Below are 13,674 nucleotides of genomic sequence, written 5' to 3' on the forward strand. Positions count from 1 at the left end.
GAAAGGCATTATCACCTGAATATCTTAAAGATGACTTTAACGAGTCGTGTTTAAGATATTGCTCTTTAACAATCTGGAACAAGCTGAAATTTGAAACGATGCGGCTGAACATCTCTCTGCGTGCAGTATTGAGCGGTGATTTGGTTGCGTCAGAGTCTCTCAAATAATCGCAGCGTGAAGGGTGTCTTACGAGACACCTTCGGGTTGTGAGGTTAAGTGACTAAGCGTACACGGTGGATGCCTAGGCAGTCAGAGGCGATGAAGGGCGTGCTAATCTGCGAAAAGCGTCGGCAAGGTGATATGAACCGTTATACCCGACGATACCCGAATGGGGAAACCCAGTGCAATCCGTTGCACTATCATGTCATGAATACATAGTGGCATGAGGCGAACCGGGGGAACTGAAACATCTCAGTACCCCGAGGAAAAGAAATCAACCGAGATTCCCCCAGTAGCGGCGAGCGAACGGGGAGGAGCCCAGAACCTGAATCAGTTTGAGTCTTAGTGGAAGCGTCTGGAAAGTCGCACGACAGAGGGTGATAGTCCCGTACACGAAGAGGCATGAGCTGTGAGTTCGACGAGTAGGGCGGGACACGTGTTATCCTGTCTGAATATGGGGGGACCATCCTCCAAGGCTAAATACTCCTGACTGACCGATAGTGAACCAGTACCGTGAGGGAAAGGCGAAAAGAACCCCGGCGAGGGGAGTGAAATAGAACCTGAAACCGTGTACGTACAAGCAGTGGGAGCATCCTTCGGGGTGTGACTGCGTACCTTTTGTATAATGGGTCAGCGACTTATATTCTGTAGCAAGGTTAACCGCATAGGGGAGCCGCAGGGAAACCGAGTCTTAACTGGGCGTTAAGTTGCAGGGTATAGACCCGAAACCCGGTGATCTAGCCATGGGCAGGTTGAAGGTTGGGTAACACTAACTGGAGGACCGAACCGACTAATGTTGAAAAATTAGCGGATGACTTGTGGCTGGGGGTGAAAGGCCAATCAAACCGGGAGATAGCTGGTTCTCCCCGAAAGCTATTTAGGTAGCGCCTCGTGAAGTCATCTTCGGGGGTAGAGCACTGTTTCGACTAGGGGGCCATCCCGGCTTACCAACTCGATGCAAACTGCGAATACCGAAGAATGTTATCACGGGAGACACACGGCGGGTGCTAACGTCCGTCGTGAAGAGGGAAACAACCCAGACCGCCAGCTAAGGTCCCAAAGTCATGGTTAAGTGGGAAACGATGTGGGAAGGCCCAGACAGCCAGGATGTTGGCTTAGAAGCAGCCATCATTTAAAGAAAGCGTAATAGCTCACTGGTCGAGTCGGCCTGCGCGGAAGATGTAACGGGGCTAAACCATGCACCGAAGCTGCGGCAGCGACGCTTAGGCGTTGTTGGGTAGGGGAGCGTTCTGTAAGCCTGCGAAGGTGGCCTGTGAGGGCTGCTGGAGGTATCAGAAGTGCGAATGCTGACATAAGTAACGATAATGCGGGTGAAAAACCCGCACGCCGGAAGACCAAGGGTTCCTGTCCAACGTTAATCGGGGCAGGGTGAGTCGACCCCTAAGGCGAGGCCGAAAGGCGTAGTCGATGGGAAACAGGTTAATATTCCTGTACTTGGTGTTACTGCGAAGGGGGGACGGAGAAGGCTGGGTTATCCGGGCGACGGTTGTCCCGGTTTAAGCGTGTAGGTGGGTGTTTTTGGTAAATCCGGAACACCGTTAACACTGAGGCGTGACGACGAGTCACTACGGTGATGAAGTAACCGATGCCAAGCTTCCAGGAAAAGCCTCTAAGCTCCAGGTAACACGAAATCGTACCCCAAACCGACACAGGTGGTCAGGTAGAGAATACCCAGGCGCTTGAGAGAACTCGGGTGAAGGAACTAGGCAAAATGGTGCCGTAACTTCGGGAGAAGGCACGCTGGCGTTGGTGAAGGGACTGGCTCCCGGAGCTGATACCAGTCGCAGATACCAGCTGGCTGCAACTGTTTAATAAAAACACAGCACTGTGCAAACACGAAAGTGGACGTATACGGTGTGACGCCTGCCCGGTGCCGGAAGGTTAATTGATGGGGTCAGCCGCAAGGCGAAGCTCTTGATCGAAGCCCCGGTAAACGGCGGCCGTAACTATAACGGTCCTAAGGTAGCGAAATTCCTTGTCGGGTAAGTTCCGACCTGCACGAATGGCGTAATGATGGCCAGGCTGTCTCCACCCGAGACTCAGTGAAATTGAACTCGCTGTGAAGATGCAGTGTACCCGCGGCAAGACGGAAAGACCCCGTGAACCTTTACTATAGCTTGACACTGAACCTTGAGCCTTGATGTGTAGGATAGGTGGGAGGCTTTGAAGTGTGGACGCCAGTCTGCATGGAGCCGACCTTGAAATACCACCCTTTAATGTTTGATGTTCTAACGTGGGCCCCTGAACGGGGTTGCGGACAGTGTCTGGTGGGTAGTTTGACTGGGGCGGTCTCCTCCCAAAGAGTAACGGAGGAGCACGAAGGTTAGCTAATCCTGGTCGGACATCAGGAGGTTAGTGCAAAGGCATAAGCTAGCTTGACTGCGAGAGTGACGGCTCGAGCAGGTGCGAAAGCAGGTCTTAGTGATCCGGTGGTTCTGAATGGAAGGGCCATCGCTCAACGGATAAAAGGTACTCCGGGGATAACAGGCTGATACCGCCCAAGAGTTCATATCGACGGCGGTGTTTGGCACCTCGATGTCGGCTCATCACATCCTGGGGCTGAAGTAGGTCCCAAGGGTACGGCTGTTCGCCGTTTAAAGTGGTACGCGAGCTGGGTTTAGAACGTCGTGAGACAGTTCGGTCCCTATCTGCCGTGGGCGTTGGAAGATTGAGGGGGGTTGCTCCTAGTACGAGAGGACCGGAGTGAACGCACCACTGGTGTTCGGGTTGTGATGCCAATTGCATTGCCCGGTAGCTAAGTGCGGAAGAGATAACCGCTGAAAGCATCTAAGCGGGAAACTTGCCCCGAGATGAGTCTTCCCTGGGACTTCGAGTCCCCTGAAGGGCCGTTGAAGACGACGACGTAGATAGGCTGGGTGTGTAAGCGTAGCGATACGTTGAGCTAACCAGTACTAATGACCCGAGAGGCTTAACCTTACAACACCGAAGGTGTTTTAGAGAGACGAGAAGAAGTTCAGCTTGTTTGCAGATTGGTTCTGGTGGTTGCACGGAGAGCGTGTGTAACGATTGGAATGAAACAGAATTTGCCTGGCGGCGATAGCGCGGTGGTCCCACCTGACCCCATGCCGAACTCAGCAGTGAAACGCCGTAGCGCCGATGGTAGTGTGGGGTCTCCCCATGCGAGAGTAGGGAACTGCCAGGCATTAATTTAAGGTGCACAGCACCTGTTACTGGAAGGATTTTTTCCGGTAACGATACAGAATCGGTGGAGCGGTAGTTCAGTTGGTTAGAATACCTGCCTGTCACGCAGGGGGTCGCGGGTTCGAGTCCCGTCCGTTCCGCCACCCTATTTAGATTTAGGGGCGTAGTTCAATTGGTAGAGCACCGGTCTCCAAAACCGGGTGTTGGGAGTTCGAGTCTCTCCGCCCCTGCCAAGAAATAACCCTTCACGCCATGTGAAGGTTTTTTTTTTGTCTTTTTATGCCCCATTTAGTGAACAGCTCAACTCTTCAGACACATTTTCCTCTTTGCTTTAAATCGCCTTCTATTTATCCAACTCGGGTAATCGGCGGATCACAAAAACGTATTTTGTTCACCGCATTTCTGACTTCTATATCACTAAGTAGTGATGGTATCTAAAGGTGTAATCGGAACTTTCAGCAATTGCCGTATCAACGCTTGCTGATCGCTATTTTGCAGCCATACGGCATAAAAAGAGCGGCTGACTACAGGTGCGGTATCGATGATTTGCAGTTCTCGGTATTGTTCTTGCCAGTAGTTAGGTAGAAATGCACATCCTCTCAATGTCGATATCAACTGACGCGTTAGCTGGGCTGACGTGGTTGTCAGCACTGGCGTATGGTCGCTCGGAAATAATCGGTTTTCCTGTTGGTAAAAATCGGCTCCCCATTCGAGTCTGATATAGGGAAGATCTTTTTTTGCTTGCTGCCCCTTCACTGTAAAAAGTGATAACGAGAAATATCCCAGTAATTGGCTGGAAAGTTCTTCCATTTTTGGGGGTTCAGTTGTGATAAGGAGATCCAGCTGTCTCTCAAGTAGCTGTTGCACCAGAGATTGGCGTAGCGCGATTCTAGCTTCCAATTGAAGCAGTTGTCGTTGCTGATAGAGTTCGTTGAGCCATGACGTCAAATAGGCCTCCCATAGAGAAGCGGTAGCGCCGATGGAAAGAAGATTATGTTGCTGCGAACGAGCGACCTCTTTCTTTGCGATAGACCAGGTGCCAATCAGGTTTTCGGCATAGGGCAATAGCCTCTCTCCTGCTGGCGTCAGGCGGATATTATTACGATGACGAGTAAACAGATTTGCGCCGAGTTGGTTCTCAAGTTGACGGATACGAAAGCTAACTGCCGACTGTGTCAGATAGAGCGATTCCGCGGCACGACCGAAATGCCTAGTCCGGCTCACTTCCAGGAAGGTTTTCAATAAGTCGGTATCCATGACTTTCTCCAAAAAAAATTTATCGTGATGATTTAAATGTTTTGTTTTACAGCAAGTCAAGCCTATCTAATACTCCGCGCCATAAAGGGCACGACCATAAAGCATTAGGAGCGTGTAAAATGGCAGAAAGCTTCTCTACAACCAGTCGTTTTTTTGATAACAAATTCTATCCACGTGGCTTTTCTAGACACGGTGACTTTACGATTAAAGAAGCTCAACTGCTGGAGCGTCATGGCCATGCGTTGAACGAGCTTGATATCGGTAAACGTCATCCGGCTACGGATGAAGAAATCCAGTTTTTGGCCGTTTGTCACGGTGAACGTGAGCCTGAAACGGAATTGGAAAAAATCTGGGCTAAATATACGGCACGTATTCGCCGACCAAAACGTTTTCACACTTTATCGGGTGGAAAACCTCAAATGGATACGGTTGAAGAATTCACTGAAAGTGATGATTGATAAAATGGGGACCTGGTCCCCATTTTTAGCCTTTTGGCTAACATCTATTTTTCGTCAAGCCAAATTCTTATGCAGTTGAATTAATAATCGATCCATACAACGATAGCTCAACGCTTCTGCCAGATGGTTCCGGTTGATACTGACTTCCTCCGACAGGTCTGCAATGGTGCGGCTAACCTTTAAAATCCGATGCCATGCGCGTACTGAAAGCCCTAGCTTACTCATCACCTCTTCGAGATATTGCGCATCTTCAGATATCAGATGACAGTGTGTTTCAATTTCACGAGGGCTTAGGTAGGCGTTGATCTTGTCTGCGCGTTCTAATTGCCGGTGCCGGGCAGCTAACACACGGGCACGCACTGTGGCGCTATCTTCTCCCTGGCTACGCTGTTTGCGTAGAATTCCTGGAGGTAGGAGTGGCACTTCGATAGAAATATCAAACCTATCCAGAAAGGGGCCTGAGAGCCGGTTGAGATAGCGTAAAATTTGCTGTGCTGGCATGCGGTTGTGCATGCCCTGATAGTGTCCGGACGGGCTCGGATTCATCGCTGCGACCAGTTGAAATCGTGCGGGATAGCAAACCTTAGCCCTGGCTCGAGAGATCACAATTTCTCCCGATTCGAGCGGTTCGCGAAGCGAATCAAGTACGCGCCGTTCAAATTCCGGTAATTCATCAAGAAACAGAATACCGTTGTGAGCGAGAGAAATTTCCCCTGGCTTCGGTAACGAGCCACCGCCAACCAGAGCTGCTATGGACGACGTATGGTGAGGCGCGCGAAACGGCCTGCTACGCCACTTATCCGGTCCGTTATAGCAGCTCGCCAGACTATTAATCGCCGCGCTTTCCAACGCCTCTGAGTCATCGAGCGGCGGCATTAATCCAGCCAACCGACTCGCAAGCATGGTTTTTCCCGTACCCGGCGGGCCGAGAAATAGCAGGTTGTGGCCTCCAGCTGCGGCAATTTCCAGCGCCCGTTTGGCTTGCTCCTGACCTACGATATCCTGTAAATCAAGCTCGGACTCCAAATGGTGCGGTTCAGGTGGCAAAAGTCGGTTGCACGGCAGCATTACCTTGCCATGTAAAAACGTGCATACCTGCAGCAAATGATTCGCCAGCAGAGCCTCACCCTCTGGAATGAGCGCCATCTCTCGCTGATTATCTTCGGGGACGATCAAGCGTCTGCCCGCTTTCTGCGCCTCCATTGCTGCCGAGATGGTGCCGTTAACGCCGCGTAGCGCTCCTGAGAGGCCCAATTCACCCAGGAACTCATACTCGCTCAGTTTGTTACCGGGAACCTGTTCGGAAGCCGCTAAAATTGCTAAAGCGATGGGAAGATCGTAGCGTCCGCCTTCTTTGGGAAGATCCGCAGGAGCCAAATTGACGGTAATGCGTTTGGCAGGAAAGGTAAAACCGCAGTTAAGCAGGGCGCTCCTCACACGATCGCGAGCTTCCTTCACGGTGGTTTCTGGCAGGCCGACCAGCGTGAGCGCAGGTAGCCCACTGCTGATGTGTACCTCGATTGAGACCTCCGGAGCCTGCATTCCAATAGTTGCCCGGGTAAAGGCTATGGCGAGTGTCATTGTGTTTCCTCCCTTTGCGGAGGATTATGCCCGCAGTTTTTCGTGGCAAAAGAAAGTCAGAATGATTTTGCGAGGCGGTGCGAGGAAATAATTCGGGGCAGTCATATAGGTTTGGACCAACGTCTCTACGGGGTATTCAGTCCATACCAAGTGAAAAATCGAAATTGACTATTGAAGTCCTTTGTTAAATTTATTTATTGAATAATAAGAGTTTTATTTTTCTTAAGACTGAAGCGATCAAATAATTACGGAAAAAAATGTTGTCAGCCCTCGTCTGACTATGGTAACTCTGTAGTCATTCGTTCGACACTGATTAATGAATAAACCGGAAAATGAAAGCGTTTGCCCTCGTGATTAGCCTAGTCGTCATTAGCGTGGTGGTGATTATTAACCTACCGTGCGGGGCAGCACTTGGACGAAGAATGGCTTAAAAATCAAGGCCGAATTCAAGAAAACCCCCGCACCAAATGGTCGGGGGTTTTTTTATGGGGTCGGAATTCGTAACAAGGGAGCAGAGAATGTTCAATAGGATAAAATCCTGCCATACCAGAAATAAATTGGGGAAATAACTATGAATGGGGCTAAGTGGGTGGTACAAGCGTTGCGAGCGCAGGGAGTGGATAGTGTATTTGGCTATCCTGGCGGCGCAATCATGCCAGTTTATGATGCATTGTATGACGGGGGCGTTGATCACCTGCTATGCCGCCATGAGCAAGGCGCTGCGATGGCGGCAATCGGCTATGCCCGTGCAACTGGTAAAGTCGGCGTATGCATCGCCACTTCAGGACCGGGAGCAACCAATCTGATTACTGGTCTGGCGGATGCGCTGTTAGATTCTGTACCGATTGTGGCGATCACCGGTCAGGTCGGGTCTTCATTGATTGGGACCGACGCCTTCCAGGAAATAGATGTCCTCGGCCTCTCGCTGGCATGCACCAAACATAGTTTTCTTGTTGAATCCCTTGAATTTTTACCGGAAATCATGGCGGAAGCCTTTGCTATTGCTCAAAGTGGGCGTCCGGGACCGGTACTGGTCGATATCCCTAAAGATATACAGCTGGCTGAAGGCGGCGAATTTACACCTTACGTTTTCTCTCCGGCTGAGACCGCCCATCTGCCGACGCAGGCGTTGACCGATGCCAATACGTTGCTGGCTCATGCCAGACAGCCCATTCTATATATCGGTGGTGGTGTGGGAATGGCGCAGGCAGTTCCCGCTTTGCGCGATTTTCTGGACACGACGCAAATCCCCTGTGTCGCTACATTGAAAGGGCTTGGCGCGGTAGAAACGGATTATCCCTACTACCTTGGCATGATCGGAATGCACGGAACCAAAGCGGCCAATCTCATGGTGCAGCAATGTGACCTGCTCATCGCCGTGGGCGCGCGCTTTGACGATCGTGTGACCGGTAAGTTGAGTACGTTTGCCCCGAATGCCAGTGTAATCCACATGGATATCGACCCGGCTGAGCTGAACAAACTGCGTCAGGCGCACGTGGCGTTGCAGGGAGATTTAAACCAACTGCTGCCGGCATTGAAACAACCGCTGCTCATTGATGCCTGGCGTCAGCAGGCGACGTTGATGAAAGCCGAATATCCGTTGCGCTACGATCATCCGGGCGATGCCATTTATGCCCCGGCACTCCTGAAAACCTTGTCTGAACGGATGCCGGCTGACACCGTCATCACCACGGATGTAGGGCAGCATCAGATGTGGGCTGCCCAGCATATGCAGTTCAATCGTCCGGAAAATTTCATTACGTCCAGCGGCCTCGGCACGATGGGTTTTGGGGTTCCTGCTGCCGTCGGCGCTCAGGTGGCGCGGCCTGAGGATATGGTTATCTGTATCTCCGGTGACGGTTCCTTCATGATGAACATCCAGGAACTGGGCACGATCAAGCGCAAGCGCCTGCCGATGAAAATCGTGCTGTTGGATAATCAACGATTAGGCATGGTCAGGCAGTGGCAGGAGTTATTCTTCGAAGAACGCTATAGCGAAACTACGCTCACCGACAACCCCGACTTTCTGATGCTGGCCAGCGCATTCGGCATCCCCGGCCAAAGCATTACACGTAAAGACCAGGTTGCTCCCGCTTTGAACGCGCTGTTGAACAGCGACGGGCCGTACCTGTTGCATGTCTCCATCGATTCGTACGAAAACGTCTGGCCGCTGGTGCCGCCCGGTGCCGGAAATGAAACTATGTTGGAGGAGAGCGAATGAAACGCCATCAGATTTCCATTCAGGCCCGTTTTCGGCCAGAAACGCTGGAGCGTGTATTGCGCGTCGCTCGCCATCGCGGGTTTCAGGTTTCCGCCATGAATATGACGTCGCAGGACGACGGCGCACGGATAAACATCGAACTGACCGTGACGAGTCAGCGGCCGGTCGATTTACTGTCAACGCAACTAAGCAAACTGCTGGACATCTCGCGCATTGAGATCCAGTCACTGAGAGCATAATAGAACGTGCCTGAGGCACCGAGAAGGAAATTAACGATGACAAAGAAAGCTGACTATATCTGGTTCAACGGCGAAATGGTTCCTTGGGCAGATGCAAAAGTTCACGTGATGTCTCACGCCTTGCACTACGGTACTTCCGTGTTTGAAGGTGTCCGTTGCTATAACTCTCACCATGGCCCGGTCGTGTTCCGCCACCGCGAGCATATGCAGCGTTTGCATGACTCCGCCAAGATCTACCGTATGCCGCTGTCTCAGAGCGTCGACGAACTGATGGAAGCGTGCCGCGAAACGCTGCGCAAAAACAACTTATCGAGCGCTTATATCCGTCCGTTGGTGTTCGTCGGCGATGTCGGCATGGGCGTGAACCCACCAGAGGGCTATAAAACGGATGTGATCATCGCGGCTTTCCCGTGGGGAGCCTATCTGGGCGAAGAAGCGCTGGATCAGGGTATCGATGCGATGGTCTCTTCATGGAATCGCGCGGCGGCCAATACGATCCCTACTGCGGCCAAAGCAGGCGGTAACTATCTGTCTTCGCTGCTGGTAGGTAGCGAAGCCCGTCGTCATGGCTATCAGGAAGGCATTGCGCTGGATGTTCACGGTTACGTTTCCGAAGGCGCTGGCGAAAACCTATTCGAAGTGAAAAACGGCATCATCTTCACGCCGCCGTTCACCTCTTCCGCGCTGCCAGGGATTACCCGCGACGCCATCATCACGCTGGCGAAACAAAAAGGATTCGAAGTCCGCGAACAGGTGTTGTCCCGCGAATCGCTCTATCTGGCTGACGAAGTCTTCATGTCTGGCACCGCGGCGGAAATCACGCCGGTGCGCAGCGTCGACGGCATTCAGGTGGGTATCGGCAAATGCGGTCCTGTCACCAAGCAGTTGCAGCAGGCATTCTTCGGGCTGTTTACGGGTGAAACAGAAGATAAATGGGGCTGGTTGGATCCGGTTAACCGTTAATCACTTCACCCACATTCTTTTCTTACCGGCAGCGCGTTTTGCTACCGGTCATCTGTTTTAAACTGGAGTAATCAGAGTATGCCTAAGTACCGTTCAGCCACCACCACGCATGGTCGTAATATGGCTGGAGCGCGAGCCTTGTGGCGCGCCACAGGGATGACCGACGCCGATTTTGGCAAGCCTATCATTGCCGTTGTGAACTCGTTCACGCAATTCGTTCCCGGCCACGTCCATCTGCGCGATCTGGGCAAGCTGGTCGCGGAACAGATCGAAGCTTCAGGCGGCGTCGCCAAAGAGTTCAATACCATTGCGGTCGATGACGGCATCGCGATGGGTCACGGCGGTATGCTCTACTCCCTGCCTTCCCGCGAACTGATCGCGGATTCCGTGGAGTACATGGTGAACGCACACTGCGCGGACGCCATGGTCTGCATTTCCAACTGTGACAAAATCACCCCGGGAATGATGATGGCGGCTTTGCGCCTTAACATTCCGGTGATTTTCGTCTCCGGCGGTCCGATGGAAGCCGGTAAAACCAAACTGTCCGACCAGTTGATCAAGCTGGATCTGGTCGACGCCATGATTCAGGGCGCCAACCCGAAAGTCAGCGATGAAGATAGCCTGCAAATCGAGCGTTCCGCCTGCCCAACCTGCGGCTCCTGCTCCGGCATGTTTACCGCCAACTCGATGAACTGTCTGACTGAAGCGCTGGGTCTGTCGCAGCCGGGTAATGGTTCGCTGCTGGCGACGCATGCCGACCGTAAGCAGCTGTTCCTCAATGCCGGTAAGCGTATCGTCGAGCTGACCAAGCGTTACTACGAGCAGGACGACGATAGCGCGTTGCCGCGTAACATCGCCAACAAGCATGCGTTTGAAAACGCGATGACGCTGGATATCGCGATGGGCGGCTCTACCAACACCGTTCTCCATCTGCTGGCTTCTGCGCAGGAAGGCGAAGTCGATTTCACCATGGAAGACATCGATCGCCTGTCGCGTAAAGTACCTCATCTGTGCAAGGTGGCGCCCAGCACGCAGAAATACCATATGGAAGACGTTCACCGCGCGGGCGGCGTGCTGGGTATTTTGGGCGAGCTGGATCGCGCCGGTCTGCTGCATCGCGACGTGACCAACATTCTGGGTATGTCGCTGCAGGAAACGCTGGCGGCTTACGATGTCATGCAGACGCAAGATGAAAGCGTGAAGAAAATGTATGCGGCGGGCCCTGCGGGTATTCGTACCACGCAGGCTTTCTCGCAGGACTGCCGTTGGGATTCGCTGGATACCGATCGTAAAGAAGGATGTATCCGCACCAAGGAGTTCGCCTACAGTCAGGACGGTGGTCTGGCCGTACTGTACGGCAACCTGGCGGAAGACGGCTGTATCGTTAAAACGGCAGGCGTGGATAAAAACAGTCTGGTGTTTACCGGTCCGGCCAAGGTGTACGAGAGCCAGGATGATGCGGTAGAAGCCATTTTGGGCGGCAAGGTCGAAGCTGGCGATGTCGTGGTCATCCGTTACGAAGGTCCGAAAGGCGGTCCGGGGATGCAGGAAATGCTGTATCCGACCAGCTTCCTGAAGTCGATGGGACTGGGCAAGGCCTGCGCCTTGATCACCGACGGCCGTTTCTCGGGCGGAACGTCCGGTCTGTCCATCGGCCATGCTTCGCCGGAAGCGGCCAACGGCGGCCTGATCGGGCTGGTGGAAGACGGCGACACCATCGCTATCGACATTCCAAACCGGGGTATTGTTCTGGATGTCGCCGAGGGCGAGCTGGCCCAACGCCGGGAAGCGCAGCTGGCGCGTGGAGAAGCGGCCTGGACGCCGAAGAACCGCGCTCGTCAGGTTTCATTTGCATTACGCGCCTACGCCAGTCTGGCGACAAGCGCCGACAAAGGTGCCGTCCGGGATAAAAGCAAGCTGGGAGGCTAAAGCTGATGGCAGTTTCACAACCCCTTTCCGACGCCCCTTGCGGCGCGGAATATCTGCGGGCGGTTCTCCGCTCGCCGGTGTATGAAGTCGCGCAGGTCACGCCGCTGGAGCGGATGGACAAACTATCTGCCCGTTTGGGCAACGACATTCTGGTGAAGCGGGAAGATCGCCAGGCTGTTCACAGTTTCAAACTGCGCGGCGCCTACGCCATGATGGCCGGGCTGAGCGATGAACAGAAGTCCCATGGCGTGGTGACGGCTTCGGCCGGCAACCATGCTCAGGGTGTGGCGCTCTCCGCCAATCGTCTGGGCATTAAAGCGCTGATCGTCATGCCGGTCGCCACGGCGGATATCAAAGTCGATGCCGTGCGTGGTTTCGGCGGTGAAGTGCTGCTGCACGGCGCCAACTTTGATGAGGCCAAAGCCAAAGCCATCGAATTGTCAGAATGTCAGAAAATGACCTTCGTTCCTCCGTTCGATCATCCGGCCGTCATCGCCGGGCAGGGCACGCTGGCAATGGAACTGTTGCAGCAGGATGCGCATCTTGACCGGGTTTTCATCCCGGTCGGCGGCGGCGGTCTTGCGGCGGGCGTCTCGGTATTGATCAAGCAGCTGATGCCGCAAATCAAAGTCATCGGCGTTGAAGCCGAAGACTCCGCCTGCCTGCGCGCCGCGCTGGATGCGGGCGAGCCGGTGGATTTGGCTCGCGTCGGTCTGTTTGCGGAAGGCGTGGCGGTCAAACGTATCGGCAACGAGACTTTCCGCCTGTGCCGGGAGTATCTGGACGACGTCATCACGGTCGATAGCGACTCTATCTGCGCCGCCGTCAAAGACCTGTTTGAAGACGTGCGTGCGGTGGCTGAGCCATCGGGAGCTTTGGCGCTGGCCGGAATGAAGAAATATATCCAGCAGCACAACATTCATGGCGAGCGCCTGGCGCATGTTCTGTCCGGGGCCAACGTCAACTTCCACGGGTTGCGCTATGTGTCCGAACGCTGCGAGCTGGGCGAACAGCGGGAAGCGTTGATGGCGGTCACTATCCCCGAGCAGAAAGGCAGCTTCCTGAAGCTGTGCCAGCTGCTGGGCGGTCGTGCCATCACCGAATTCAACTATCGCTACTCCAGCGACGAGGACGCCTGTATCTTCATGGGTGTGCGTCTGACGCGCGGTCATGAAGAACGGCAGGAAATCCTGTCCGATCTGCAGGCGGGGGGCTATCAGGTGGTCGATCTGTCTGATGATGAAATGGCGAAGCTGCACGTGCGTTACATGGTGGGGGGGCGGCCGTCGAAGCCGCTTGAGGAAAAACTCTATAGCTTCGAATTCCCTGAATCGCCGGGCGCGTTGCTGAAATTCCTCGTTACGCTGGGAACGCACTGGAATATCTCTCTGTTCCATTATCGTAGCCACGGCATGGACTATGGTCGCGTATTGGCCGCCTTTGAACTCACCGAGCGTGATGAAGCGTTTGAGCGCCATCTGCAGGATTTGGGCTATGAGTGTCACGAAGAAACCCAAAATCCGGCGTTCCGGTTTTTTATGAAAGGCTAACGCGCGCCGCTAAGTTTTGCGTATGGGGAGACCGTCACGCGCCCGCTGGATGTTATTCAGCGGGCGCGTTATCGTTTGGGGGAAAAGCGGGTGACAGTCGCCCGTTTCGCCCGGTTTTACTAAGGTGGTCATGA

9 protein-coding genes, 2 tRNA genes and 2 rRNA genes are annotated in these 13,674 nt (G+C 53.6%); 11 read left to right on the forward strand and 2 right to left on the reverse strand.

All coding sequences use genetic code 11. From position 1 onward, the window contains the following. Nucleotides 1-210: 210 nt before the first annotated feature. The 4 genes from I6N93_RS00780 (at nucleotide 211) to I6N93_RS00795 (ending at nucleotide 3,575) form a co-directional block, all read left to right on the forward strand. A 23S ribosomal RNA gene (locus tag I6N93_RS00780) occupies nucleotides 211-3,117 on the forward strand. 110 nt (nucleotides 3,118-3,227) lie between these two features. Then, nucleotides 3,228-3,343 (forward strand): 5S ribosomal RNA (rrf, locus tag I6N93_RS00785). A 65-nt stretch (nucleotides 3,344-3,408) separates the two neighbouring features. After that, nucleotides 3,409-3,485, forward strand: a tRNA-Asp gene (locus tag I6N93_RS00790). Between the two features lie 14 nt (nucleotides 3,486-3,499). Then, nucleotides 3,500-3,575 (forward strand) — tRNA-Trp (locus I6N93_RS00795). Nucleotides 3,576-3,759: 184 nt separating this feature from the next. On the opposite strand, the gene hdfR is transcribed toward I6N93_RS00795, so the two are convergent. Next, on the reverse strand, nucleotides 3,760-4,599 hold the full coding sequence (hdfR, locus tag I6N93_RS00800; RefSeq protein WP_085688996.1) for an HTH-type transcriptional regulator HdfR: 840 nt from the start codon (nucleotides 4,597-4,599) through the stop codon (nucleotides 3,760-3,762). 119 nt (nucleotides 4,600-4,718) lie between these two features. Here hdfR and I6N93_RS00805 point away from each other — a divergent pair, with 119 nt between their 5' ends. Beyond that, nucleotides 4,719-5,057, forward strand: coding sequence for a DUF413 domain-containing protein (locus tag I6N93_RS00805; protein ID WP_085688993.1), 339 nt, complete (start codon nucleotides 4,719-4,721; stop codon nucleotides 5,055-5,057). Between the two features lie 54 nt (nucleotides 5,058-5,111). On the opposite strand, the gene I6N93_RS00810 is transcribed toward I6N93_RS00805, so the two are convergent. Beyond that, nucleotides 5,112-6,638, reverse strand: a complete 1,527-nt coding sequence (locus I6N93_RS00810; RefSeq protein WP_085688990.1) for a YifB family Mg chelatase-like AAA ATPase — start codon at nucleotides 6,636-6,638, stop codon at nucleotides 5,112-5,114. A 332-nt stretch (nucleotides 6,639-6,970) separates the two neighbouring features. Between I6N93_RS00810 and ilvL the strand changes: the two genes are divergently transcribed. From ilvL to ilvA, 6 genes are all read left to right on the forward strand, one after another. Beyond that, nucleotides 6,971-7,069, forward strand: a complete 99-nt coding sequence (gene ilvL / locus I6N93_RS00815) for an ilv operon leader peptide (RefSeq protein WP_071999801.1) — start codon at nucleotides 6,971-6,973, stop codon at nucleotides 7,067-7,069. A gap of 140 nt (nucleotides 7,070-7,209) precedes the next feature. Then, nucleotides 7,210-8,859, forward strand: coding sequence for an acetolactate synthase 2 catalytic subunit (gene ilvG / locus I6N93_RS00820; RefSeq protein WP_085688987.1), 1,650 nt, complete (start codon nucleotides 7,210-7,212; stop codon nucleotides 8,857-8,859). Next, nucleotides 8,856-9,098 carry an acetolactate synthase 2 small subunit gene (gene ilvM / locus I6N93_RS00825; protein WP_085688984.1) on the forward strand — a complete coding sequence of 81 codons (243 nt, stop codon included), beginning with the start codon at nucleotides 8,856-8,858 and terminating at the stop codon, nucleotides 9,096-9,098. The genes ilvG and ilvM overlap by 4 nt, the downstream gene beginning before the upstream one ends. A gap of 36 nt (nucleotides 9,099-9,134) precedes the next feature. Then, nucleotides 9,135-10,061 carry a branched-chain-amino-acid transaminase gene (gene ilvE, locus I6N93_RS00830; RefSeq protein WP_085688981.1) on the forward strand — a complete coding sequence of 309 codons (927 nt, stop codon included), beginning with the start codon at nucleotides 9,135-9,137 and terminating at the stop codon, nucleotides 10,059-10,061. Nucleotides 10,062-10,139: 78 nt separating this feature from the next. Further along, complete coding sequence (ilvD, locus tag I6N93_RS00835; RefSeq protein ID WP_085688978.1) at nucleotides 10,140-11,990, forward strand: dihydroxy-acid dehydratase; 1,851 nt, start codon at nucleotides 10,140-10,142, stop codon at nucleotides 11,988-11,990. Nucleotides 11,991-11,995: 5 nt separating this feature from the next. Further along, on the forward strand, nucleotides 11,996-13,540 hold the full coding sequence (ilvA, locus tag I6N93_RS00840) for a threonine ammonia-lyase, biosynthetic (protein WP_085688975.1): 1,545 nt from the start codon (nucleotides 11,996-11,998) through the stop codon (nucleotides 13,538-13,540). Nucleotides 13,541-13,674 lie beyond the last annotated feature (134 nt).

It is taken from the genome of Lonsdalea populi (genome assembly GCF_015999465.1).
Classification (GTDB): Bacteria; Pseudomonadota; Gammaproteobacteria; order Enterobacterales; family Enterobacteriaceae; genus Lonsdalea; species Lonsdalea populi.

Bases quoted from the DNA above. Each gene is read 5' to 3' on its own strand.
- hdfR (WP_085688996.1), bottom strand. From the start codon at position 4,599: ATGGATACCGACTTATTGAAAACCTTCCTGGAAGTGAGCCGGACTAGG.
- I6N93_RS00805 (WP_085688993.1), top strand. From the start codon at position 4,719: ATGGCAGAAAGCTTCTCTACAACCAGTCGTTTTTTTGATAACAAATTC.
- I6N93_RS00810 (WP_085688990.1), bottom strand. From the start codon at position 6,638: ATGACACTCGCCATAGCCTTTACCCGGGCAACTATTGGAATGCAGGCT.
- ilvL (WP_071999801.1), top strand. From the start codon at position 6,971: ATGAAAGCGTTTGCCCTCGTGATTAGCCTAGTCGTCATTAGCGTGGTG.
- ilvG (WP_085688987.1), top strand. From the start codon at position 7,210: ATGAATGGGGCTAAGTGGGTGGTACAAGCGTTGCGAGCGCAGGGAGTG.
- ilvM (WP_085688984.1), top strand. From the start codon at position 8,856: ATGAAACGCCATCAGATTTCCATTCAGGCCCGTTTTCGGCCAGAAACG.
- ilvE (WP_085688981.1), top strand. From the start codon at position 9,135: ATGACAAAGAAAGCTGACTATATCTGGTTCAACGGCGAAATGGTTCCT.
- ilvD (WP_085688978.1), top strand. From the start codon at position 10,140: ATGCCTAAGTACCGTTCAGCCACCACCACGCATGGTCGTAATATGGCT.
- ilvA (WP_085688975.1), top strand. From the start codon at position 11,996: ATGGCAGTTTCACAACCCCTTTCCGACGCCCCTTGCGGCGCGGAATAT.